General features: G+C 53.7%; 24 protein-coding genes and 4 tRNA genes. 19 read left to right on the top strand and 9 right to left on the bottom strand.

Annotated elements, in window-relative coordinates; translation table 11 throughout:
• Positions 1-4: 4 nt before the first annotated feature.
• Both BQ2657_RS12525 and argH read left to right on the top strand, forming a co-directional pair.
• Complete coding sequence (locus BQ2657_RS12525; RefSeq protein ID WP_075580914.1) at positions 5-1,225, top strand: argininosuccinate synthase; 1,221 nt, start codon at positions 5-7, stop codon at positions 1,223-1,225.
• Positions 1,225-2,643: an argininosuccinate lyase gene (gene argH, locus BQ2657_RS12520; protein ID WP_075580913.1), complete on the top strand. Its 1,419-nt coding sequence runs from the start codon at positions 1,225-1,227 to the stop codon at positions 2,641-2,643. The genes BQ2657_RS12525 and argH overlap by 1 nt, the downstream gene beginning before the upstream one ends.
• 36 nt (positions 2,644-2,679) lie before the next feature.
• Here the strand turns inward: argH and BQ2657_RS12515 are convergent, their stop codons facing one another.
• From BQ2657_RS12515 to BQ2657_RS12500, 4 genes are all read right to left on the bottom strand, one after another.
• On the bottom strand, positions 2,680-3,009 hold the full coding sequence (locus tag BQ2657_RS12515; protein ID WP_390621279.1) for a branched-chain amino acid transporter permease: 330 nt from the start codon (positions 3,007-3,009) through the stop codon (positions 2,680-2,682).
• Between the two features lie 10 nt (positions 3,010-3,019).
• Complete coding sequence (locus BQ2657_RS12510; protein WP_075581080.1) at positions 3,020-3,709, bottom strand: AzlC family ABC transporter permease; 690 nt, start codon at positions 3,707-3,709, stop codon at positions 3,020-3,022.
• A 94-nt stretch (positions 3,710-3,803) separates the two neighbouring features.
• Positions 3,804-4,577: a PhzF family phenazine biosynthesis protein gene (locus tag BQ2657_RS12505; RefSeq protein WP_075580911.1), complete on the bottom strand. Its 774-nt coding sequence runs from the start codon at positions 4,575-4,577 to the stop codon at positions 3,804-3,806.
• Between the two features lie 101 nt (positions 4,578-4,678).
• The gene (locus tag BQ2657_RS12500; protein ID WP_075580910.1) at positions 4,679-5,935 is read right to left on the bottom strand and encodes a M20 metallopeptidase family protein; all 1,257 of its coding nucleotides are present in this window, start codon (positions 5,933-5,935) and stop codon (positions 4,679-4,681) included.
• Between the two features lie 165 nt (positions 5,936-6,100).
• Here BQ2657_RS12500 and cdaA point away from each other — a divergent pair, with 165 nt between their 5' ends.
• From cdaA to BQ2657_RS12480, 4 genes are all read left to right on the top strand, one after another.
• Complete coding sequence (gene cdaA, locus BQ2657_RS12495) at positions 6,101-6,970, top strand: diadenylate cyclase CdaA (RefSeq protein ID WP_075580909.1); 870 nt, start codon at positions 6,101-6,103, stop codon at positions 6,968-6,970.
• Positions 6,957-7,928, top strand: coding sequence for a CdaR family protein (locus tag BQ2657_RS12490; RefSeq protein WP_075580908.1), 972 nt, complete (start codon positions 6,957-6,959; stop codon positions 7,926-7,928). The genes cdaA and BQ2657_RS12490 overlap by 14 nt, the downstream gene beginning before the upstream one ends.
• Positions 7,909-9,507: an NAD(P)/FAD-dependent oxidoreductase gene (locus BQ2657_RS12485; protein WP_143224890.1), complete on the top strand. Its 1,599-nt coding sequence runs from the start codon at positions 7,909-7,911 to the stop codon at positions 9,505-9,507. Before BQ2657_RS12490 ends, BQ2657_RS12485 begins: the two co-directional genes overlap by 20 nt.
• Positions 9,508-9,682: 175 nt before the next feature.
• The gene (locus tag BQ2657_RS12480) at positions 9,683-10,612 is read left to right on the top strand and encodes a manganese-dependent inorganic pyrophosphatase (RefSeq protein ID WP_075580906.1); all 930 of its coding nucleotides are present in this window, start codon (positions 9,683-9,685) and stop codon (positions 10,610-10,612) included.
• Between the two features lie 90 nt (positions 10,613-10,702).
• On the opposite strand, the gene BQ2657_RS13825 is transcribed toward BQ2657_RS12480, so the two are convergent.
• Together BQ2657_RS13825 and BQ2657_RS13820 are read right to left on the bottom strand one after the other, a co-directional pair.
• A complete protein-coding gene (locus tag BQ2657_RS13825; RefSeq protein WP_408607740.1) occupies positions 10,703-11,575 on the bottom strand; it encodes an IS3 family transposase in 873 nt (290 codons plus the stop codon).
• On the bottom strand, positions 11,545-12,123 hold the full coding sequence (locus tag BQ2657_RS13820; RefSeq protein ID WP_075579938.1) for a helix-turn-helix domain-containing protein: 579 nt from the start codon (positions 12,121-12,123) through the stop codon (positions 11,545-11,547). Before BQ2657_RS13820 ends, BQ2657_RS13825 begins: the two co-directional genes overlap by 31 nt.
• 299 nt (positions 12,124-12,422) lie before the next feature.
• On the opposite strand from BQ2657_RS13820, the gene BQ2657_RS12465 reads away from it, so the two are divergent.
• Positions 12,423-13,622 carry an NADP-dependent isocitrate dehydrogenase gene (locus BQ2657_RS12465; protein WP_075580905.1) on the top strand — a complete coding sequence of 400 codons (1,200 nt, stop codon included), beginning with the start codon at positions 12,423-12,425 and terminating at the stop codon, positions 13,620-13,622.
• 44 nt (positions 13,623-13,666) lie between these two features.
• Here the strand turns inward: BQ2657_RS12465 and BQ2657_RS12460 are convergent, their stop codons facing one another.
• Positions 13,667-13,897: a hypothetical protein gene (locus tag BQ2657_RS12460; protein ID WP_075580904.1), complete on the bottom strand. Its 231-nt coding sequence runs from the start codon at positions 13,895-13,897 to the stop codon at positions 13,667-13,669.
• 200 nt (positions 13,898-14,097) lie between these two features.
• On the opposite strand from BQ2657_RS12460, the gene BQ2657_RS12455 reads away from it, so the two are divergent.
• The 5 genes from BQ2657_RS12455 to BQ2657_RS12435 all read left to right on the top strand — a co-directional run bounded on the left by BQ2657_RS12455 (position 14,098) and on the right by BQ2657_RS12435 (position 14,973).
• Positions 14,098-14,526, top strand: coding sequence for a HutP family protein (locus tag BQ2657_RS12455; RefSeq protein WP_075580903.1), 429 nt, complete (start codon positions 14,098-14,100; stop codon positions 14,524-14,526).
• 96 nt (positions 14,527-14,622) lie between these two features.
• A tRNA-His gene (locus tag BQ2657_RS12450) sits at positions 14,623-14,698 on the top strand.
• 18 nt (positions 14,699-14,716) lie between these two features.
• A tRNA-Gln gene (locus tag BQ2657_RS12445) sits at positions 14,717-14,792 on the top strand.
• Between the two features lie 3 nt (positions 14,793-14,795).
• A tRNA-Lys gene (locus BQ2657_RS12440) sits at positions 14,796-14,871 on the top strand.
• An 18-nt stretch (positions 14,872-14,889) separates the two neighbouring features.
• Positions 14,890-14,973: transfer RNA gene (locus BQ2657_RS12435), tRNA-Leu, on the top strand.
• Between the two features lie 53 nt (positions 14,974-15,026).
• On the opposite strand, the gene BQ2657_RS12430 is transcribed toward BQ2657_RS12435, so the two are convergent.
• The gene (locus BQ2657_RS12430) at positions 15,027-15,791 is read right to left on the bottom strand and encodes a helix-turn-helix domain-containing protein (RefSeq protein WP_075580902.1); all 765 of its coding nucleotides are present in this window, start codon (positions 15,789-15,791) and stop codon (positions 15,027-15,029) included.
• 232 nt (positions 15,792-16,023) lie between these two features.
• On the opposite strand from BQ2657_RS12430, the gene BQ2657_RS12425 reads away from it, so the two are divergent.
• The 7 genes from BQ2657_RS12425 to BQ2657_RS12395 all read left to right on the top strand — a co-directional run bounded on the left by BQ2657_RS12425 (position 16,024) and on the right by BQ2657_RS12395 (position 22,475).
• Positions 16,024-16,401, top strand: coding sequence for a RidA family protein (locus tag BQ2657_RS12425; RefSeq protein WP_075580901.1), 378 nt, complete (start codon positions 16,024-16,026; stop codon positions 16,399-16,401).
• 54 nt (positions 16,402-16,455) lie between these two features.
• The gene (locus BQ2657_RS12420; protein WP_075580900.1) at positions 16,456-17,631 is read left to right on the top strand and encodes a MalY/PatB family protein; all 1,176 of its coding nucleotides are present in this window, start codon (positions 16,456-16,458) and stop codon (positions 17,629-17,631) included.
• 13 nt (positions 17,632-17,644) lie between these two features.
• A complete protein-coding gene (locus BQ2657_RS12415; RefSeq protein ID WP_075580899.1) occupies positions 17,645-18,943 on the top strand; it encodes a dicarboxylate/amino acid:cation symporter in 1,299 nt (432 codons plus the stop codon).
• A gap of 51 nt (positions 18,944-18,994) precedes the next feature.
• A complete protein-coding gene (locus BQ2657_RS12410; protein ID WP_075580898.1) occupies positions 18,995-19,246 on the top strand; it encodes a glutaredoxin in 252 nt (83 codons plus the stop codon).
• Positions 19,247-19,342: 96 nt separating this feature from the next.
• On the top strand, positions 19,343-20,644 hold the full coding sequence (locus BQ2657_RS12405; protein ID WP_075580897.1) for an L-cysteine desulfidase family protein: 1,302 nt from the start codon (positions 19,343-19,345) through the stop codon (positions 20,642-20,644).
• Position 20,645: 1 nt separating this feature from the next.
• Positions 20,646-21,140, top strand: a complete 495-nt coding sequence (locus BQ2657_RS12400) for a GNAT family N-acetyltransferase (protein WP_075580896.1) — start codon at positions 20,646-20,648, stop codon at positions 21,138-21,140.
• Between the two features lie 18 nt (positions 21,141-21,158).
• The gene (locus BQ2657_RS12395) at positions 21,159-22,475 is read left to right on the top strand and encodes an L-cysteine desulfidase family protein (protein ID WP_075580895.1); all 1,317 of its coding nucleotides are present in this window, start codon (positions 21,159-21,161) and stop codon (positions 22,473-22,475) included.
• A 40-nt stretch (positions 22,476-22,515) separates the two neighbouring features.
• Here BQ2657_RS12395 and BQ2657_RS12390 read toward each other — a convergent pair whose 3' ends face one another.
• Positions 22,516-23,046 carry a cysteine hydrolase family protein gene (locus BQ2657_RS12390; protein WP_075580894.1) on the bottom strand — a complete coding sequence of 177 codons (531 nt, stop codon included), beginning with the start codon at positions 23,044-23,046 and terminating at the stop codon, positions 22,516-22,518.
• Positions 23,047-23,061 lie beyond the last annotated feature (15 nt).

The following is a 23,061-nucleotide window of genomic DNA, read 5'->3' as shown; positions in this document are numbered from 1 at the left end:
TACAATGGATAAAAAAGACATCAAAAAAGTCGTCCTGGCTTATTCAGGCGGGCTGGATACTTCCTGCATCATTCCTTGGCTGAAGGAAAACTACAACAATTGTGAAGTGATTACCGTAACGGCGGATATCGGTCAGGGGGAAGAAGTGGCTCCTGTCCATGACAAGGCCATCAAATCCGGGGCCAGCAAGGCGTATATCCTGGATCTGCGGGATGAATTCCTCCGGGAATATGCTTGGCCCATGGTGAAATCCGGTGCCGTCTACGAAAAGAAATATCTTCTGGGGACTTCCATTGCACGGCCCATCATTGCCAAATACCTGGTGAAGATCGCTTTGGAAGAAGGGGCGGATGCCATTGCCCACGGAGCGACCGGAAAGGGCAACGACCAGGTCCGGTTCGAACTGGGAATCAAGGCGCTGGCTCCCCAGCTGAAGGTGATCGCTCCTTGGAGAGAATGGCAGATCAAATCTCGGGATGACGCCATCGACTATGCAGCGGCCCACAATATCCCGGTTCCTGTGACCAAGAAGAAAGATTACAGCATGGACCGGAATATCTGGCACCTGTCCCACGAAGGCAGCGATCTGGAAGATCCTTCCAATGAACCCAAATCGGAAATCTATATCATGAGCCAGACTCCGGAAGCAGCCCCTGATCAAGACGAATACATTACCCTGGATTTTGAACAGGGAGTGCCGGTGGCCGTGAACGGGAAAAAGATGGATCCTGTGGAAATGATGGAAACGCTGAATGCAATCGGCAAACGGAACGGCATCGGCATTGCTGACATGGTGGAAAACCGCCTGGTGGGGATGAAGGACCGGGGCGTTTACGAGACCCCTGGGGGCGCCATCATCTATTATGCCCACAATGAACTGGAAAACCTGTGCCTGGACCGGGCCACTTATAATTATAAGGAACAGATCGGCATCCGGTATGCGGAACTGGTCTACGATGGCATGTGGTTCTCTCCTCTGCGGGAAGCTCTCCAAGCTTTTGTGGATGAAACCCAGAAAACCGTCACCGGTACGGTGAAGATGAAACTGTACAAGGGCAATATCATTTCGGCCGGCACCACCAGCCCATATTCCCTGTACAGCAAGGAATATGTCACTTTCGGAGAAGATGAAGTGTACAACCAGGCAGATGCCCAGGGCTTCATCAATCTGTTCGGCCTGCCGCTCACTGTAAGAGCTCTGATGAAACAAGGGAAGTTGAAATAATGGCAAAGACAAAATTATGGGGTGGACGGTTCAGCAAAGACACCAACGCACTGGTAGATGCTTTCAATGCGTCCATCGATTATGACAAGAGACTGTATCACGAAGATATCCGGGGGAGCATGGCCCATGCCCATATGCTGGCCAGCACCGGGATCATCAGCCAGGAAGATGGCGCGGCCATTGAAAAGGGCCTGAAAGAGATCCTGGCGGAGATCCAGGAAGGAAAATTCCCGTTCAAGACAGAACTGGAAGACATCCATATGAACATCGAGGCAGCCCTGACAGAAAAAATCGGGGATGCAGGAGCCCGTCTCCATACAGCCCGGAGCCGGAACGACCAAGTAGCCCTGGACATGCATATGTACATGAAGCGGGAAGTCACGGAAATCATGGAGCTGCTGATCCGGTTCGAAGAAGCTCTCTTGACCATGGCGGAAAAACACCTGAAGACCCTGATGCCCGGCTATACCCATCTCCAGCGGGCCCAGCCCATTACCTTTGCCCACCATATGCTGGCGTATTTCAACATGTTCCGGCGGGATTTCCGCCGTCTCCAGGGTGTTTGGGACGGGGCGGACATCATGCCGCTGGGGGCCGGTGCCGTGGCAGGCACTACCCTGCCCATCGACCGGTTCCAGGTAGCGGAGGAACTGCACTTCTCCCAGGTGTATGGGAACAGCATGGATGCAGTCAGCGACCGGGATTATGTGCTGGAATTCCTCGGCTTTGCATCCCTTCTCATGATGCATCTGTCCCGGTTCAGTGAAGAAATGTGCCTGTGGTCTTCTACGGAATTCGGTTTCATCGAGCTGGACGATGCTTTTGCTACCGGATCTTCCATGATGCCTCAGAAAAAGAATCCGGATATCTCTGAGTTGGTCCGGGGCAAGACTGGCCGGGTGTATGGGAACCTGATGGCTCTCCTGACCACCCTGAAAGGACTGCCGCTGGCTTATAACAAAGACCTCCAGGAAGATAAGGAAGGATTCTTCGACACCATCGATACGGTGAAATTCTCTCTCCATGTGTATCGGGATATGATCCTGACCACCAAGGTCAATGAAGCACGGATGGCGGAAGCGGTCCATAAGGATTATTCCAATGCCACGGATCTAGCGGATTATCTGGTACGGAAAGGGATGCCTTTCCGAAAGGCCCATGCTGTAGTGGGACAGGCTGTGGCCAAGGCCATCGCTGAGCACAAACTGCTGGGTCAGCTGACCATGGAGGAATATAAGGCCATGTGCCCGCTGTTCGAAGCGGATCTCTTGGAATGCCTGAAACCGGAGAACTGCGTGGCAGCCCGGACCAGCTACGGCGGTCCTGCTCCCCAGAATAACGCTGAACAGGTGAAGCTGGGAAAAGAAACCGTGGAAAAGCAGAAGAAAAAGCTGGAAGAATTGAAGGAACGGATATGAAAAGAGGGGCTGTTGCTGATGCAACAGCCCCTCTTTTCACCCAAATACCGTCTGGACCAGGACCATGTACAGCACCGTGCCACCGGCAATGGAAAGGAGCATCTGGCCTTTCCATTGCCGGAGGGCCAGGGTGACCGCAAGACCTAGGGCTTCCGGGATGCCGTGGCTGCCGGAGAGAAGTTTCACATCCTTCAGGCAGTACACCACCAGCATGGCGAAGACTGCACAGGGCAGGGCCTTGCCCAGATATTGGATGAAGGGCGGGGTGGCCTTTTTCCCGGAGAACAGAAGAAAGGGCAGGAAGCGGGTGAGCATGGTCCCTAGGGCACAGAGAGCGATGGTGATGACCTGCTGGTCAAAAGGCATATCCGTCATATCAGATCCCCTCCTTTTCCAGTTTGTTCCGCAGGAGCAGCAGTACGGCAAGGATGGAAACCATGGTAGGGATCATGAAGGAATCCGGACCGAACAGCAGCAGGCAGACCAGGGAACACCCCAGCCCCACAGCAGCCGTTGTTTTCTGTTTTTCTTTTTTCAGCTGTTCCTGGAAAATCACGGCGAACATGGCGGTCATGACAAAGGAAAGACCTTTGGTATTGAACTGGAGCAGCCCGCCTGCCAGACCACCTAAGGTGGCCCCGCTGACCCAATAGAACTGGTTTAGCAGGGTGACGAACACCATGAACCAGCCCCGGTCCACATCCGGGGGGATATCTGCGGTGTAGTTGATGGAAAAAGTTTCATCACACATACCGAAGATCAGATAGGGCTTTTTCCACCCCATTCCCCGGAACCGGTCCAGCATGGCAATGCCGTAGAACAGGTGGCGAGCCTGGACCAGCAGACTGACGACCAGGGTCTGGAGGGGTGCAAAGGGAGAAAGGAGTAGACGCACAGCGATGAATTCCAGCGAACCGCCGAAGATGGTCATGCTCATGAACATGGGGTACCAAAAGGAGAATCCAGCAGAATGCATCAGGATCCCATAAGCCAGCCCCAGGAACCAGAACCCGGCGAAAATGGGCAGGGTATGGGGAAAAGCAGCCAGAAAAGCTTTGCGTTTCAAGATGGACAAAAACCTCCCATAAGATTTGTCAATGAATCATTATACGTAGAAAATGGATGCACAGTCAATGAGGGAAATCCTATGTGGCAGACTTTCAGATCTTTAAAGTGGATTCAGCATACAGTACAGCATAGCCGGCCATTGCGATGCGCCCGTTTTCCAAATGGCAGTACAGTTCACCGCCCCGTTTGGAGGCCTGATAAGAAATAAGGTCATGCTTGCCAAGTTTGGAAGCCATCACGGGAATGATATGGCAGTGACCGCTTCCGCAGACAGGATCTTCAGCGACAGAAAGTTTGGGGGCAAAAGAACGGCTGACCGTATCATATTTGGTTCCTATGGCCGTTATGTGGCAGAGCAGACCATCCAGCTGTTTTATTTTTTCCAGATTGGGCTGGCAATGGATCACTTGGGATTCATCGGCCAGGACGCAGACCAGGTCCCGTGCCAGATAGGCTTCCACAGGCTTTACACCCAGAGCTTTTTCCATGGCCTCGGTTACAGAGATAGGTTTCATAGTGTAAGCCGGGAAATCCATGGAGAACTGGCTGCCGTTGCGGGTAACGGTCAGCTTGCCGTTGCGGGTCTGGAAGATGTAACGGCTGGCAGCAGGATCGATGAAGTTGGCCAGGACGAAGGCGGTGCCCAGAGTCGCGTGACCGCAGAAATCGATTTCTCCACCTGGAGTGAACCAGCGCAGGTGCCAGTGGTCATTTTCTCTGACGGTAAAAGCAGTTTCGGACAGGCTGTTTTCCATTGCAATCTGTTCCATCAGTCCATCAGGAAGCCAATGATCCAGAATGCACACGGCAGCCGGATTTCCCTTGAACAATTCTTTTGTAAAAGCATCAACGATGTAACATTTCATTTCTATGCACCTCCAAGTGGCGGAGCAGCTCTTTCCCTCAATCCATCGACCGCTGACAAAAAGGGGATGTTGCACGTGAAAAATATATGTGCAACATTTTTTTACACATTTCGTTTTGCCAACCGGTCCACTGGTTCCGGGTTGGGGGTGAATTTTGGATCGAAGTCGGTGTTCAGGAAGGCCAGGGCGTAGGCTACCCCCATGGCGGCGCCGGTCATGAGGCCTGTTTCATCCATGTCGAATTCCGGGGTGTGGTGGTTGGCTCCGCAGCCCTTTTCTGGATTGGCAATGCCGGTAAAGGCCAGGACTCCAGGGTATTCCTGCAGGAACAAGGCGAAGGATTCTGAGGCCATCCAGGGCTGGGGGTCCTGGAGCGCATCGCTGCCCAGGGCGTCCGCAACCGCCTTCCGTCCCAGCTGGGCGCAGGCGGTATTGTTCCGAGCCTCGAATAGGGCTTCAGGCATATGCTGGATCTCCGCCTCACAGTCGTAAATCGTTGCATTGCCCGCCAGGGCCCTTTTCAGGAAATCCTCAAAAGGCTTCCCGGCCTTTTCGTAATTGAAGAACCGGGCGGTGCCGCCGAAGGTCAAGTCTTCCGGGATCACATTGTACTTTTCTCCGCTGCGGACGAAGCCCAGAGAGAAGGTCAAACATTCAAACGGATCCACCTTCCGTTGGCGGAATTCGTTCAGCTGCTGGTACAGGGCGGCAAAGCAGTCCATGGGGTTGTTGGCCAGGTCCGGACGGGCCCCATGGCCGAAGGTCCCCTTCAGCCGGATCACAAAGGAACAGCCCCCTCCCATGACAGCTCCGGGGGTGATAGAAACTTTCCCGGCCGGCAAATCCCACCGCACATGGGTGGCGTAGCAGCCGTCGATCTTCAGTCCGGATTCCTTCACGATATAGGGCAGCAGGTTCTGGATGTCCCCGCTTTCTTCTTCTCCCCGTTCAAAGCACAGCACCACTTTCCCGGTAAAGGCTTCCTTGTGGGCTGCCAGGATCCGAGCGGTAGTGAGCAGCATGGCCATGTGGCCGTCGTGGCCGCAGGCATGGGAGACTCCGGGCACGTGGGAGATGCAGACTTTCTTTTCCTTCAGGTTTTCCGGGTTTTCGGCAATGGGGAGGGCATCGGTATCCGCCCGCATGAGCAGGGTCTTCCCGGGTTTGCCGCTGTCGATGATTCCCAAAAGGCCGCCATCGGGGATATTGATGGTAAGGATTCCCAACTCCTTCAGGTAGGCTTCTAGAAAGGCGATGGTTTTCACTTCCCGGCAGCTCAGCTCCGGGTTTTCATGGAAATGACGGCGCAGCCGCACCGTTTCAGGATATTCCGCTTTTGCCAGTGCAAGGATATTCATAAGCAGGTTCCTTTCTCTGTGGAAATTGCGACTTTTTACCTAGTATACCACGGATGATTGTCATTTTTTCGACTTCAGCGTATAATTATAATATTATATGTATGAGATTTTCTGTATTGGAATGAACTAGATAGAAGAAAACCATACAATGAAGGAGGCTGAAGTATGGGAGGACATGTCCTTGGTTTGATCCATACCGTGACCATGCTGGATGTGATCGATATCCTGGTGGTGGCATTTTTCCTGAATAAACTGTATCAGATGCTGAAGAATACCCGAGCGGCATCCCTGGTGAAAGGGCTCCTGATGCTGCTGGTGATCATGCTGATCAGCAAATGGCTGAACCTGTATGTGATCAACTGGATCCTGGAAAAATTCATGACGGTGGTCATGATCGCTCTGCCGGTGGTGTTCCAGCCAGAACTCCGCCGGGCCTTGGAACAGATCGGCCGGGGAAAGCTCTTCCGCCGGAGCACAGTGCTCAATGAAATCCAGGTGGAAAATATGCTGGAAGCAGTGGCTACCACGGCAGACGACCTGAGCCGGAACAAGATCGGCGCGCTGATGGTCTTTGAACGGGAGACCGGTCTGGATGATTACATCGAAACAGGGATCCCTATCGATGGATTGATCAGTACCGCTCTTTTTGAAAATATCTTCATCCCCAACACACCTCTCCATGACGGAGCTGTAATCATCCGGGGGGATCGGATCGCTGCAGCCAGCTGTCTCCTGCCCCTGACAGAAGCCCGGAACTTGAGCCAGGAACTGGGAACCCGGCATCGGGCGGCCATCGGCCTTTCCGAACAGACCGATGCCCTGGTGCTGGTGGTCAGTGAAGAGACTGGGACCATTTCCCTGGCTCGGGGAGGGGCGCTCCAGCGCTATCTGACCCATCGAGACGTGAAGGATCTGCTGCGGCCGGTGATGAAGACGCCTATGCTGAACTGGAAGGATACCATCCTGGCCAAACTGGGAAAGAAACACTCCACTTCCGATGACCAGAAAGGAGGCGGCAGCCATGGTGAAAGATAACCAGACGCCCAACCGGAATTCCTGGCTGGTGCGGATCATGTCCGTGGTCTGTGCCTGCATCCTGTGGGTCTATGTGATGAATGAACAGAATCCCATTACTACCAAGACTTTCCAGGTACCTCTTACGGCCCAGAACTTGGCAGAAGACATGGTGGTGAAAGACCTGCCGGAAACCGTCAATGTGAAGGTCAGCGGAACCCGGTCTCAGATTGCCGTACTTCGGGAAGGGGATATCAAAGCGTTCATCGACTTTACAGATGCTCCTAAGGGGCGGAATACCTATAACGTCCAGGCTTCTGTCCGGCTGGGAGAAGTGGCGGAAGTGACGCCCAGCCTGCTCCAATTGGAAACAGATTCTCTAGCGGAAAAGACCATGACCCTGGAACCTCGGATCGTAGGCGTTCCCAACAGCGGGGTCACCGTCAGCCAGATGGATCTGGCTCCTACTCAGGTGACCATCAAGGGAGCCAGCGGTCGGATTTCTCAGGTGGACAAGGTGCTGGTGATGGTTGACATCAGCCACCATGACCGGAACTTCTCTGCGGAAGCCACGGCTGTAGCTGTGGACCGGACGGGACGGGAAATGTACGATGTGAAGGTGGTACCGGGCAAGATCAAGACCACAGTGACCATTGTCCGTCAGCTGGGGACCAATGACTTCCCTGTAAAAGCCAACATGTCCGGGAAGCTGCCGGATGGCGTTTCCATCAAGAATGTGAAAATCACACCGGACAGTGTCCGGCTGACCGCTGAACCCAAGGTCCTGGGCGGCATCCGGGAAATCCTCACGGCTCCCATTGTCCTGAACAACATCACCAGTGATGTGGAACTGAAGATGCCTCTCCAGATCCCGGATCAGGTACTGGCTGACCAGCACAGCGTCATCGTGGAGATCACTTTGCAGAAAGGAACGGAACAGCAGGATGTCAATAAAGCCGGTGGAAATCAGAATCAATAACCTGCGGGTAGGGCTGGACAGCCACCACACGCTGAAACAGATCATCAGTCGGAAATACCGTCTGCCGGAAAAATCCCTCCGGCAGGTGGTCTTGGTCCGGAAGGCCGTGGACGCCCGGCGGAAAAGCAATATCTGTCTGGTTTGCCATGTCCGGGCGGAAGTAGAGGTACCCCCTGCGGTACTCCAAAAGCTTCTCCGGGATTCCCAGGTGACCCTGTGGGAAGAAAAACCAGAACCGGCGGCTGTACTGGGGACAGAAAAGCTCCAGGGCCGCCCGGTGGTGATCGGCTTGGGGCCGGCGGGCCTTGTGGCAGCCCTGGAACTGGCCCGGCACGGGTATGCTCCTTTGGTGGTGGAACGGGGACGGGACCTATCCCACCGGGTAAAGGATGTAGAACAGTTCTGGAAAACCGGGAAACTGGATCCAGTGAGCAATGTACAGTTCGGAGCCGGCGGTGCTGGGACTTTTTCCGACGGCAAGCTGACCACTCGGGTGAACGACCCCATTATGGGCCATCTGCTCCGGACTTTTGTAGAAGCGGGGGCTCCCAAAGAGATCCTTACGGAACAGAAACCCCATGTAGGCACGGACAAGCTCCGGCTCATGGTCACCGGGCTCATCAGCCGGATTAAAAAGGCCGGAGGCGAGATCCGATACGAAACCCAGGTGACGGATTTCCAGGTGGACCCGGAACGGGGCCTTACGGCCGTGGAACTGAACGGCGGGGAGTGGGTGGCTACCAACGGAGTGATCCTGGCCTGCGGCCACAGTGCCCGGGACACTTATGCAGCCCTGCTGAAACGGTCCGTACACCTGGAGGCCAAGGCCTTTGCAGTGGGGGTGCGGATCGAGCACGAACAGGCCCTCATCAACCGGGCCCAGTACGGGAAGTTCGCCAACCATCCCCAGCTGGGAGCGGCGGATTATGCCCTGATTTATCACGACAAGGAAACGAGCCGGGCGGTGTATTCCTTCTGTATGTGCCCGGGAGGACAGGTGGTGGCATCGGCTTCTGAACAGGGAGGTTTGGTGGTGAACGGCATGAGTCCTTTCAAACGGGATACGGGACTGGCCAACAGTGCCCTGGTGGTGAGTGTGGATCCGGCAGACTTCCCTTCTGGGCCCCTGGGAGGGATGGAATTCCAGAGGAAGTATGAACGGCTGGCCTGGAGCGTCAGCCGGGATTATCGGGCACCGGCCCAGACCAGCCGGAGCTTTATGGAAAAAGAGATGCCAGATCTGGAGATTCCATTCCAGCCCAGTTATCGACCGGGATTGGTCCCGGCAGACTTGCGGAAGATCCTGCCAGACTTTGTGGCGGAATCCCTGGAGCACGGGCTGCGGGATTTTGAACGGAAGCTCCCCGGATTCAGCACCCAGGGGCTGATGATCGGGGTGGAGACCCGGACTTCTGCACCAGTACGGATCCTGCGGGGGGAAGACGGTCAGTCGGTAAACTGCCGGGGCCTGTATCCCACCGGAGAAGGTGCTGGGTATGCCGGCGGCATCATGAGTGCCGCCATGGACGGATACCATCAGGCCAGAAGGCTGATGGGGAGGTTTGCACCGGAGAAATAGGGGACGGCTGCAGGGCAGCCGCCCCGTCACTGGTCACTGGACGAAGGAAGGAACCCGGGCTGCGGGTTCCTTTGCAGGGGAACGAAGCCAAATACCAGGGGTGTTTGGCTTTCATGGGCTTTCAAAACTGTGCTATAATATATTGATTGACAGTAAAAAATAAGGAGATGCTTGTATGGAAAACATCATCATTACCGGGCACAAGAACCCGGATACGGACTCCATCTGCTCTGCTCTGAGCTATACCTGGATCAAGACCCAGCTGGGGGAAAAGGTCACTGCCTGCCGGGCCGGGAAGGTGAACCCGGAAACCCAGTTTGTGCTGGACCACTGGAAGGTGGCGGCTCCGGAACTGGTGGAAAAGGTGGAAGAAGGCCAGAAGATCATCCTGGTGGACCACAATGAAATGAGCCAGGCTGTGGACGGTCTGGATAAGGCCAATCTGCTGGAAATCATCGATCATCACCGTCTGGGCGGCATCGTTACCGCCAATCCCCTGTTTGTCCGGATGCAGCCGGTAGGGTGCACCGCCACCATCCTGTACAATGTGGCTGTGGAAAATGGGCTGGACCTGCCCAAAGAAATCGCTGGGCTGCTGTTCTCCGCCATCAGCTCCGACACCCTGTACTTCAAGTCCCCCACCACCACGGAAAAGGACAAGGAAGCCGCCGGTGCCCTGGCTAAGATCGCTGAAATCGCTGATCCCCAGGCCTATGCCCTGGAAATGCTCCAGGCCGGTTCCGCCATCAACTCCATGAGCGCGGAAGAAATCTGCCATGGGGATATGAAGGAATTCGACTTCCCCCAGGGGAAAGTCACCGTGGCTCAGGTGAACGTGATGAACGGAGAAGCCGCCAAAGCCAAATGGCCGGAACTCCAAAAAGCCCTCCAGGCTATGGTAGATGGCGGAGAATCCGATACCAGCCTGCTGATGGTCACCGACATCATGGACGAAGTGACCGAGCTGCTGTGGGCCGGGAAGAACAAGGATATCCTGGACAAGGCCTTCGGAAAAGCCGAGGCCGACGGCCATTATCATCTGCCCAAGGTGCTGTCCCGGAAAAAACAGATTGTACCGCCTCTGACGGATGCGTTCAAGGGATAAGAAAAAAGAGGGGTTGCTGCATGCGCAGTGATGTGACCCCAAAAAGTTAGACCTTAGTAACGAGATGGTTTTTACTGTCTCGTTACTTTTTTATGCTGCCAGCAAAGAAAGCCTGTATTGAACAGGACTTTTCCAGCCCAGTTTTTCCTTGATCCTTTGTTCGTTATAGTATTTGATGTATCGTTCGATAGCGGCTTTTAGTTCTTCGTAGCTGTAGTAGATCACTCCATAATACATTTCCTGTTTCATTAAGCCGAAAAAGTTTTCCATTACAGCGTTATCATGACAGTTACCCTTTCGAGACATGCTCTGAAAAATTCGTTCTTTTTTTAGTTTCCTGGTATAGGCCTTCATTTGGTATGCCCAGCCCTGATCGGAGTGAAACGTTCTTCGATATGGACAATCAGCAGTAATTTCGATTGCTTCAGCTTGAGCTTCCAGTATGCTTTCAGCCGAAGGACGTTTGGCTATTCCATAGCTGATGATTTCATCATCGAACATGTCCAGGAAAGGATCCAGATAAAGCTTGTGCAGGGTCAGATGTCCCTGTGTATCTACTTCATAATATTTGAATTCTGAAGTATCGGTCGTAATCTTCTGATGTGGGATATTCGTCTCAAAACGACGATGTATTCTATTCGGAGCAATGGTCCCTACCTTACCCTTATAGGAACTGTATTTACGGCTTTTCCGGGTAAAGGATGTTACCTGAAGGCTCAGTTTCTGCATGATACGTTGAACTTTCTTCTTGTTCACGCAAATCCCTTGATTCTTCAGCTCACCGGTCATGCGCCGATATCCATAATCTTTATGCTGGCTGCGGATTTCCTGTATTTTGTCCTCTACTTCCTGGTCTGGATTCACGCGGTCAAACCGTTTCTGCCAGTACATATAGGTCGCTTTGGGCATTTGAGTATAGGAGAGAAGGTCTTTCAATTTGAATGATCTTCGGAGACTGGAGATGATTTTCGCAACTCTCTCATTTTTGCTTCGTCCTCTAAACGCAGTCTCCTCAGTTCTTTTAAAAAAGCATTCTCTATACGGAGTTTAAGATTTTCATCCTCTAACTCCTTGACATGTTCCACACTGATGTCGACCATCGGCTGCTGAACCTGGGTATCTGTTTTTTTTGTTTGAGATTTGTTCAAAGTTCTCTTCCTGCCTTTTTTATATGACCGTAAAGCATCTGGTCCCGCAATTCTAAATTCATTGACCCATCTGGCAATCATTGATGGGTTGTTGATCCCTACTTGAATTGCTAGTTCCTGATATGAGATTTCATTTGTTAAGTAAGACTCTACCACAGAAAGTTTTTCTTTGAAAGAGTATATTTTTTGAGAGCGGGATCTTTTCAGTCCATCATCACCAAATGCCTTGTAAGCAGCAACCCACTTTAGCAGCTGGCTGCTACTTGCCATCCCATATTTACGTGAAATAGAAATACACCCTTCGTCACTGTTCAAATATTCCAGTACTATTTTTTTCTTAAATTCATAGCTGTGTTTTGCCATAAAAAACTGACCCCCAATTGTTAGATTTTTGGTCTAACAATTGGGGGTCAGCTCACAGCAGCTCCTTTTTTGTACGGCTGAAGGAGAACCGATGCCGGGCATCTGGTTTAGAATGTAAAAGACGTCGGACTGGCCCTTACGGTTGGGTGCACCTGTCCGCCTGATTACTTCACCACCTTACTGCCATCAGTTTATCCGATAGCTGCCTCTGCTTTTTTCGTATTTTTCCCTTTTTCGTATCTGTGGTATGATAAATACAGTATATACTGCTGTCTTTGTTTGAGAAGGGAGAGAGTGGCATGGCGGATAAAATCAAAATGACGACCCCTCTGGTGGAAATGGATGGGGATGAAATGACCCGGATCCTTTGGCAGATGATCAAAGATATCCTGATTGTTCCTTATGTGGACTTGAAAACGGAATATTACGACCTGGGCATGAAGCATCGGGACGATACGGACGACCAGGTGACTGTCGATTCGGCCCTGGCCACCAAAAAATACGGGGTGGCGGTGAAATGTGCCACCATTACGGCCAACGCGGCCCGGGTGAAGGAATACGGACTGAAGAAAATGTGGGCCAGTCCCAACGGTACCATCCGGGCCATCCTGGACGGGACGGTGTTCCGGAAACCCATTATGGTGAAGGGCATCCGTCCCCTGATCCCTACCTGGGAAAAGCCCATTACCATTGCCCGGCATGCCTATGGGGATATTTACAAGAACGCGGAGCTCCGGGTGGATGGGCCTGCCAAGGCGGAACTGGTGGTCACCGGGGCGGATGGAAAGGAAATCCGCCGGACCATTATGGACTTCCAGGATGCTGGAATCGTCCAGGGAGTCTACAACACGGACCAGTCCATCAGCAATTTTGCTCGCTCCTGCTTCAATTTTGCTCTGGAACAGAAGGAAGACCTGTGGTTTGCCACCAAGGACACGGTGTCCAAAATCTATGACCACCGGTTCAAGGACATTTTCCAGGATATTTATGATGCCGAATACAAAGAAAAGTTCGAAGCAGCGGGCATCGAATATTTCTACACCCTCATCGACGACGTGGTGGCTCGGGTGGTCCGGTCCAAGGGGGGCATGATCTGGGCCTGCAAGAACTATGATGGGGACGTGATGAGCGATATGATGGCTACCGCTTTTGGGAGCCTGGCCATGATGACTTCCGTGCTGGTGTCTCCGGATGGCTGCTATGAATACGAAGCAGCCCACGGTACGGTCCAGCGCCACTACTACCGGTACTTGAAGGGGGAAAAGACATCCACCAACCCGGTGGCCACCCTGTTTGCCTGGACGGGAGCCATGAGGAAACGGGGGCAGCTGGACCAGCTGCCGGACCTGGTGGATTTTGCGGGCCGGTTGGAAAACGCCACCCTCCAGACCTTGGAAGAAGGGATCATGACAGGGGACTTGGTGGCCGTATCCAGCCTGCCAGATAAAAAGAAGGTCAACAGCGAGGAATTCCTGGAAGCCATTCGGGAGAGGATGTAAGGGGAGGGGGATGCTGCACGCAATGTGCAGCATCCCCCCTTTTTTCAATAAGCCCTTTTTCCGTACACCGGGTGAGAGGTGGGTTTCAGGGTCAGGCGCTTGGCCAGCTCTACGGCCTCTTCCAGATGCAGATCGGTTTTGTTCCCATGCTCTTCGAAGATGCACATGGGATTGTCGCTGCCAATTTCACTGCCGGGCATGTACAGGTACTGTTCATTGTCTTTGTCTCCTAAAATGAGACCGGACTGTAGTTCTTCAGCCATGATGACGGACATGATGGTGTCCTCCTTTCAGGATAACCGAGTGAAGAGTGCAGAGGGGGAGAGCTGATCGGGCGGCCGGGCCTGCGCCCCCTACGGATGGTGCACTTAACCACTATATTTGCATCTCCTCATTCTATCAGCCCCATCATTCCCTGACAAGGGAATCTTTGGTATAATGGAGAAGCAGAATTTTGTAGGAAAGGGATGGAACCATGAACAGACCCATTGCCAGTATCGATGTAGGACGTGCAGCGCTGTGGATGGCCTTGACGGCTACCCGGGAAGATGAGGATCGGCTGAAGGAGAAATTGAAGGAACAGGGCTTTCGGGCTGCGGCCGTGGATTTCGGAGGGGAATTCCTTCCCTCCATCAAGAAAATCGTTGAACGGGCCGTGGTAGCTGCGGAACGGCAGAATATCGTCACAGATTCCCATGTAGGAGCGGGGACGGTAGCCGGTGCAGCCCATGAAGCCCTGGAGCAGATGATGACCAAGGCTACAGGCTTCAATGTAGGAGGAAAAATCGGCGTAGCCCGCTATGGGGAACATCTTTGCGTGGCGGTGTATATGAGTGTGGGGGTACTGAACCTGAATGAACTGGGGGTGGGGCTGGCACACCGAAGCCTGGCCGGGATTGATTGATCCATCTTTTTCTTAGAAAAAAAGAAAAAAGCCTTGACACTTTTCACGTGTCTATGCTAGAATAACTAAGTCGTCGGATGGCGATAAAGAAATATGGTGGATATGGTGAAGCGGTTAACACACCGGATTGTGGCTCCGGCACGCGTGGGTTCGATCCCCACTATCCACCCCATATTTTTTTTATCTTTTTTGGGGCATAGCCAAGTCGGTAAGGCACGGGACTTTGACTCCCGCATGCGTTGGTTCGAGTCCAGCTGCCCCAGCCAAGTGATTCACTAGCTCAGTTGGTAGAGCACCTGACTTTTAATCAGGGTGTCCCGGGTTCGAATCCCGGGTGGATCACCATTTTTTTGTATCTGAAAAGCGGCTGTGGCGGAATTGGCAGACGCGCCAGACTTAGGATCTGGTGTCTTCGACGTGCAGGTTCAAGTCCTGTCAGCCGCACCAATTCCATAATCAAAGAGGGTGTTGCATATTTTGTGCAGCACCCTCTTTTTCCATTACAGCACCACAAACATGTTGTACAGCTTCAGCAGTCGGATGTCTTCTTTGGAGATGGCCAATTCCTGGGCCAGATCCCTGGTCTTTGCCAGCCGGCTTTTGCTCAAGAGAAGTTTGGCGGAAGTGGGCATCAGGGGATGGGAGGAGATCCCGAAGGCCAGGGCCCATTTCTTTTCGCCGTCGATATAGGGAGAAGGGACGGAAATCATGTACTGTTCCAGCCGGACGTTGTAGTTCTGGAACACCATATTGGTCAGGGCACCATAATGGGTGATCCGGCCGGTATAGGTATGTTCACAGATTTGGATGTTCTCCTCGTCCAAGATATCCATATACATCCGGATGTCAAAATGCTTTTCTCCGGGAGCGCTGCCCTTTTTCTGTTCTTCCAATCCTGGCAGCACTACCCGCTCTTCCTCTGCGGTTGCTCCCACCAGGTCGATGATGCTTTCACAGATTTTTTTCCGCCGTCCGTCATAATAGTAGGCATACAGCCGGTTCAGATCCACAAAGAAGGCCGGTACAGCCTGGAGGCCTGGATCGTCACGGGTCATAGGCGGCTGGTACAGCAGATGGTCCACCGGTACTTCCAATACTTCTGCCAGGTCATACAGCACATTGATGTCCATGATGATCTGGCCGTTTTCATATTTGTACATGGTAGCCCGGCTCTTGCACACAGCGTCTGCCAGTTCCTGGATACTCAGATTCTTCCGTGTCCGGTAATGTTTGATGTTGTTCCCGATTTGTCTGGCAATATCCATAATCCCGATTCCTATAAATAGAATAATCCGCCAAAAAACTTTCGATAAATTAATTGTAAAAGATTTAACAGGAAAAAACAATGGTTTTTCTTTTCTCAAGAGATAAAAAACGAAAAAATGTCTCGTTAAATGAGAATGACAGCATTTTCAAAAAAATGCAAATGGTCGTACAATAAGGCCATCGAAAGGAGGCAAAACCTCCTGAATAGACAGAAAAGGAGATCATTGAACCATGAACAAAGAAGTTGCTTCCAAGAAGGCTCCTGCAGCCATTGGACCTTATTCCCAGGCCATCCAGGCAGGCAATACCATCTATGTATCCGGCCAGCTGCCCATCGATGCCAAGACTGGCGCTTTCCCGGCCGATGACATTGCCGCCCAGACCCGCCAATCTCTGGAAAATATCAAGGTGATCCTGGAAGAAGCTGGATATACCATGGCAGACGTGGTGAAAAGCATCGTGCTGCTGAAGGACATCGCTGATTTCGGTGCCATGAATGAAGTGTACGGGGAATACTTCTCCAAACCCTTCCCGGCCCGGGCTGCTTTCCAGGTGGGAGCCCTGCCCAAAGACGCCAAAGTGGAAATCGAAGTTGTTGCCGTAAAATAAATGGGATGGGGAGGCAGCGCCTCTCCGCCATCTGACAGACAAGGGGAGAAAAAAATGAAATACAATTTTGATGAAGTGATCGACCGTTCCAACAACCGTTCTTCCAAATACGATGAACGGAAAAAAGTCTTCGGCACTGACGATGTAATCCCTCTGTGGGTTGCGGATATGGATTTCCGGACTGCCCAGCCCATCATCGATGCTTGTGTGAAAAAAGCCCAGGAAGGGATTTGGGGCTACACTTCCCGGCCGGCCAGCTATTTTGAAGCCGTCCAGGAATGGGAAGAAAAACATAACCACTACAAACCGGATACGGCTCTCATGAGCTGGACCATCGGTGTGGTTTCCGCCATGGCTTCCCTCATCAAACTGTGTTCCAAACCCGGGGACAAGGTGTTGTTCCTGACCCCTGTCTACGCGGAATTCTACGACATCACCGAAAACACCGGCCGTTCCGTAGCGGAAAGCGAAATGGTCCGGAAGGGCGAGGAATGGGAAGTAGATTTCGCGGATTTCGAAAAGAAAGCCAAAGAATCCAAGATCTTCCTGCTGTGCAACCCTCATAACCCTCTGGGGAAGGTGTGGAAACCGGAAGAATTGAAAAAGATGATCGATATCTGTCTGGCCAATGATGTGCTGGTGATTTCCGACGAAATCCACTCCGATCTGATTTTCCACGGCAAACATCATACGGCAGCCATTACGGTGGATCCCAGCTACAAGGACAAGGTGATCACCTGCGTATCCGCCACCAAGACCTTCAACCTGGCTGGTCTCCAAGCCGCTACGGTGATCTTCCCCAACAAGGAACTGAAGGACACTTTCGATCATTACTGGTTCAGCATGGATATCCACCGGAACAATGCCTTCAGCTCCGTGGCCATGGAAGCCGCCTATCGGTATGGCCAGGAATGGCTGGACCAGATGCTGGCCTATGTATCTGACAACTTCGATTATGTGATCGACTTCTGTAAGAAGCACATTCCTCAGATCAAACCCAATTGCCCGGATGCTACCTATCTCATGTGGCTGGACTGCCGGGAATTGGGACTGGGCAATGAAGAATTGGTGGATTTCTTCGTCCACAAGGCTCATCTGGGCCTAAACCCCGGCCATTCCTTCGGCCGCTCCCTCCACGGCTACATGAGACTGAACGTGGCCTGCCCGAGAGCTACCTTGGAAAAAGCCATGCAGCAGCTGAAAGAAGCCGTAGACGGTCTGAAAAAGTAAGGGGGAACCTGTCATGACCAAGAAGGAGTTGTGGGAAAGCTACCGGTTTCCGCTGATCCTCCTGGGCGGTATCGTCCTGGGAGCCATCATCGGGATTGTCTTCGGGAAACAGGCAACGGTCCTGAAACCCCTGGGGGATATTTTCATCAACCTGATGTTCACCATTGTGGTGCCCATGGTCTTTGTATCCATTGCTACTGCCGTGGGGAGCATGCTGAACCTGAAACGTCTTGGCAAGATCCTGAGCAGCCTGGTATTCACCTTCATCGTCACCGGTATGTTTGCCGCCGCCCTGGTACTGGTGGTGGTCAATATCTGGCCGCCGGCTGCCAACACCACCGTGCAGCTCTCTGCCGGGAAAGTGGGCAAAGCCCTGTCTGCCGGGCAGATGTTCGTCCAGACACTGACCGTGGATGACTTTGTAGGCCTGTTCAGCCGGAAGAACATGCTGCCCAACATCGTGGCGGCTATCGCCATGGGGATTGCCATGAGCATGTGCGGTGGGGCTGAATCTCCTGTAGGGAAATTCATGGCCAACCTGAATGACATCATCATGAAGCTGGTGAACATGATCATGAAGCTGGCCCCCATCGGCCTGGGTGCCTACTTCGCCAACCTGGTGGGGGAATACGGTCCCCAGCTGATCGGCGATTATGGCCGGACCATGGCTATCTATTATCCCATGTGCGTTGTCTACGCCATCATCTTCTTCACTGCCTACGCCTATTATGCGGGAGGCAGCCGGGGCGTCCGGGCCTTCTGGGGCCACATCCTGAAACCGGCGGTCACTGCCTTCGGCACCCAGAGCTCCTGTGCCGCCATCCCGGCCAATATGGAAGCCTGCGATGAAATCGGGGTCCCTGAAGACATCTACGACATCGTCCTGCCCCTGGGTGCCACCATGCACATGGATGGTTCTGTGCTCAGCTCCATTGTGAAGATTGCCTTCCTGTTTGAAATCTTCGGCATGCCCTTCACTGGCATCGATGTGTACGCCAAAGCCATCGCTGTATCCATCCTCAGTGCCTTCGTCCTGTCCGGGGCTCCCGGAGGCGGCATGGTAGGCGAAATGCTCATCGTCAGCCTGTTCGGCTTCCCCCAGGAAGCATTCCCCATCATCGTGACCATCGGTTACCTGGTTGACCCCATGGCTACCTGCCTGAACTCTTCCGGGGATACCGTGGCTTCCATGATGATCAGCCGGATGGTGGAAGGCAAGGGCTGGATGGATAAGAAGTCCGACCGGAAGACCGATCCGGAAAAAGCAGCCATTGCCGCCCAGATCAGTGGATGCGACTGCGGGAACAAATAAAATCTGGTATAATACCTGTGAAACAGTGTACAACAAAAGGAGAGATGACTTATGCAGATCAAAGTAATCGGCAGCCACTGCTGCCCAGACACCCTCTATGCCCTGAACCAGCTGGCCGCTGCCGGCGCGGAAATCGACTTTGTGGATATCCTGGCCAGCCATGCTGACCTGAAACAGTACCTGGCCCTCCGGGACAGCGATCCGCTGTACGCTGAAATCCGGGGCACCGAACGTCTGGGGATCCCCTGCTTCGTAAAAGAAGACGGCAGCAAGACCTTGGATCTGAAGGAAGTACTGAAATAAAGACTGTCAACGGTCAGCTGCCAACGGTCAGCGGCCTAAGGAGAGGACCCGCCTTTTGGGCGGGTCCTTACCAATAAAACGAAGGAGATCACAACCATGCATGCTTTGACCCAACTGATCCGTGAGGATATGAAACCGGCCCTGGGGGTGACGGAACCTGGAGCCATTGCCCTGGCGGTTTCCACCGCCTGTCGCCATCTGCCGGAAAAACCGGAGAAGGTGGAGCTGATCCTGAACAGCGGCATCTACAAAAACGCCTTTACCTGCGGCATCCCCGGCACCAGCCATGTGGGGAACGCCTATGCGGCGGCCCTGGGAGCCTTGGCGGCGGACCCGAAAAAGGGACTTTTATGTCTGGATGGGATCACGGAAGAAGATGTGAAGGCCGCGGAAGCTATGGTAAAGGCCGGGAAAATCACTGTCCACATGAGTGAAATCACCAGCCGGATCTCCATCGAAGCCCGGGTAGCTGCCGGGAGCCACAGTGCCTCCTGCCTGATCCGGGACGCCCACACCAACATTGTGAAGGTGACAGAAGACGGCCGGGCGGTGCTGGACAAGACGGCTGGACTCCAGAAAGAGGAGGGGAGGGAACAGGTGCCGGTAATCCACCGGTACACCCTGGCCCAGCTGGCAGAGTACGCCCGGACCGTGCCTCTGGAAGAGATTTCCTTCATCCGGGAAGCCTTCACCATGAATATGGCCTTGTTCCAGGAAGGACTGGACAGTCCCCGGACCACCTTTGCCCGGGTACTCCTTGCCATGAACGGAGGGAAGGTCTTCTCTGAAGATGTGGTGAAGACAGCGGCGCTCATCTGCAACGGAGCCATCGAAGCCCGGGTCATCGGCCTGGACAAGCCGGCCATGAGCATCACCGGTTCTGGGGCCCACGGGATCATCGCCACCCTGCCCCTCTATGCGTTCTATAAAGTAGAACACTGCACGGAAGAACAGCTGCTCCGGGCCACTGCTTTGAGTTATCTGATCTGCATGTACATCAAGGAATATTCCGGCAAGCTGTCCGCCTTCTGCGGCTGCGCCATTGCCGCCGGTACTGGTGCCGCCTGCGCCCTGGTGTTCCTGAAGGGCGGGGACGCGGAGGGCATGACCCGGGCTCTCAACAACATGGCCAGCTCCATTACCGGCATGATCTGCGACGGAGGCAACCAGGGCTGCGTCATGAAAGGCATGACGGCGGTGGAAATGGCTTTTGCCTCTGCGGCCCTGGCCATGGACCATGCTTATATCTTCGATGCCCACGGGATCAACGGGGCCACCCCGGAAGAAACCATGAAGAATATGGGACGGATCGCCTCTCCCGGTATGACGGGGACGGAAAAGACCATTGTGGACATTCTCCAGGACAAAAACAAAAGCGGGAAAGAGGAGGAAGACTGATATGGAAATTCGCTGTGCTAAGCCCCAGGATGTGGACGCCATCGCCAACCTGGAAGCCGCCTGCTTCCCTCAGGCAGAAGCGGCTACCCGGAAATCCATCCAGGATCGGGTGAAGACCTATCCCAATCACTTTTTCCTCCTGTGGGACGGAGATCAGCTGGTCTCCTTTGTAAACGGCCTGGTGACGGATCACCCGGACCTGACCGACGAGATGTATGAAAAAGCGGACATGCATCAGGAAGACGGGGCCTGGCAGATGATCTTCGGGGTGGACACGGATCCCCACCGTCGGAAACAGGGCCTGGCCGGTGAAGTACTGGAAAAATTCATCGATGCGGCCCAGGCGGAGGGCCGGCAGGGGGTGGTGCTCACCTGCAAGGACAGGCTGGTCCACTATTACGCCAAATTCGGTTTTGTGGATGAAGGCATCTCTGATTCCACCCACGGAGATGTGGTGTGGCATCAGATGCGGCTGACTTTCAATCGGAAGAAATAGAAATAAGGGGAGAATCAAATGGAAAAGACGGATAAAAGATATGGGACTTATGTACAGATCCTAAAGGAAGAACTGGTGCCGGCCATGGGCTGCACCGAACCCATTGCCATTGCTTATGCGGCGGCCAAAGCCCGGGAAATCCTGGGGGCCCTGCCGGACAAGGTGGAAATCGGCGTCAGCGGCAACATCATCAAGAATGTAAAGAGTGTGGTGGTGCCCAACACTGACGGACTGAAAGGCATCCAGGCAGCAGCCGCCGCTGGGATCGTGGGCGGCAAATCTGAAAAGCAGCTGGAAGTCATTGCGGAAGTGACTCCGGAACAGAAGAAAGAAATGAAGGACTTCCTGAAGAACGTGCCCATCCAGGTGGATGCGGTGGACAATGGACTGATCTTCGATATCATCGTCAAACTCCACAAGAAAGACCATTCTTCCCTGGTGCGGATCGCCCAGTACCACACCAACATCGTCCTGATCCAGAAGGATGAAAAGACCCTGTACGAAGCCAAGAAGGACGGAGGCGCCGGCTGTCAAGACGAAAGCAAAGAGGTGGGCCTGGCGGACAAGAACCTGCTGAACATCAGAGACATCCTGGATTTCGCAAATACCTGTGATATCGAAGACGTGAAGCCCATGCTGGATCCCCAGATCCAGTGCAACACTGCCATTTCCGAAGAAGGGCTGCTGGGGAACTATGGGGCCAACATCGGTTCTGTGCTGCTGAAGACCTATGGCAGCGACATCAAGAACCGGGCGGTGGCCAAGGCGGCGGCCGGGTCCGATGCCCGGATGAACGGCTGCGAACTGCCGGTGGTGATCAATTCCGGCAGTGGCAACCAGGGGATCACCGTGTCCGTGCCTGTCATCGAATACGCCAAGGAACTGAATGTTTCCAAGGAAAAACTGTACCGGGCTCTCACTCTGTCCAACCTGATCGCCATCCATGAAAAGACCGGAATCGGTCGGCTGTCCGCCTACTGCGGGGCCGTCAGCGCCGGGTGCGCCGCTGGCTGCGGCATTGCCTATCTCCATGGGGAAGGCTATGATGCCATTTCCCATACCTTGGTCAATTCTCTGGCCATTGTGTCCGGGATCATCTGTGACGGGGCTAAGGCCTCCTGTGCCGCCAAGATCGCTTCCAGCGTGGAAGCCGGGCTCCTGGGCTACTCCATGTACAAGAGCGGCAACGAGTTCAAGAGCGGAGACGGCATTGTGAACAACGGAGTGGAAGCCACCATCCGCAACGTTAGCCAGCTGGGTCGGGAAGGCATGCGGGAAACGGATAAGGAGATCATCAAGATCATGCTGGCGCCCCAGCCGGAAGAAAAAGAATAAAGAAGATGGATCCGCTGCGTGCGCAGCGGATCCATCTTTTTTATTCTACTACAATTTGGCAGCTTTTCATGGTTTCCAGGGCTGCCTGATGGCTTTCCGGTGTGACCCCGGCACAGCAGCGGCTGTCCACCCGGATTTCCACTTCTGGCAGAGCCGCCTTCAGCAGCAGTGCATTGCTCACCACACAGATGTCCGTGCACAGGCCGATCAGTTCGATGCTGCTGATGGACTGTTTCCGGTCCAGTTCCTGGAGAGTTTCTGCCAGCTTCACCGAACCGAAAGAAGGCTTTTGGATCACGGGCCAGTGGTGTTCCTGTTGGAGCTTTTCCAGCCCTGGGATCAGCCGCCAGCCCGGCGTCCCTTTGATGCAGTGTTTCACCGGCAACCGGCGGCCTTCCTGGGTCTCCAAATAATCTGTGCCATGGGTGTCCTGGGTGAAAATCACCTTCCCGGGGAAGGCAGCCACTTTTTTCAGGACGGCCGGAGTAATGGCCTGGGCCGCCTCCGACCCTAGGCTGCCGCCTACAAAATCATTCTGCATATCGACTACGATCAAAAATCGGTTTTCCATGCCAACACATCCTTT

Source organism: Acidaminococcus massiliensis (assembly GCF_900095825.1).
In the GTDB taxonomy this organism is placed as follows: Bacteria; Bacillota; Negativicutes; order Acidaminococcales; family Acidaminococcaceae; genus Acidaminococcus; species Acidaminococcus massiliensis.
This window is presented reverse-complemented; position numbering and strand designations above follow the sequence as displayed.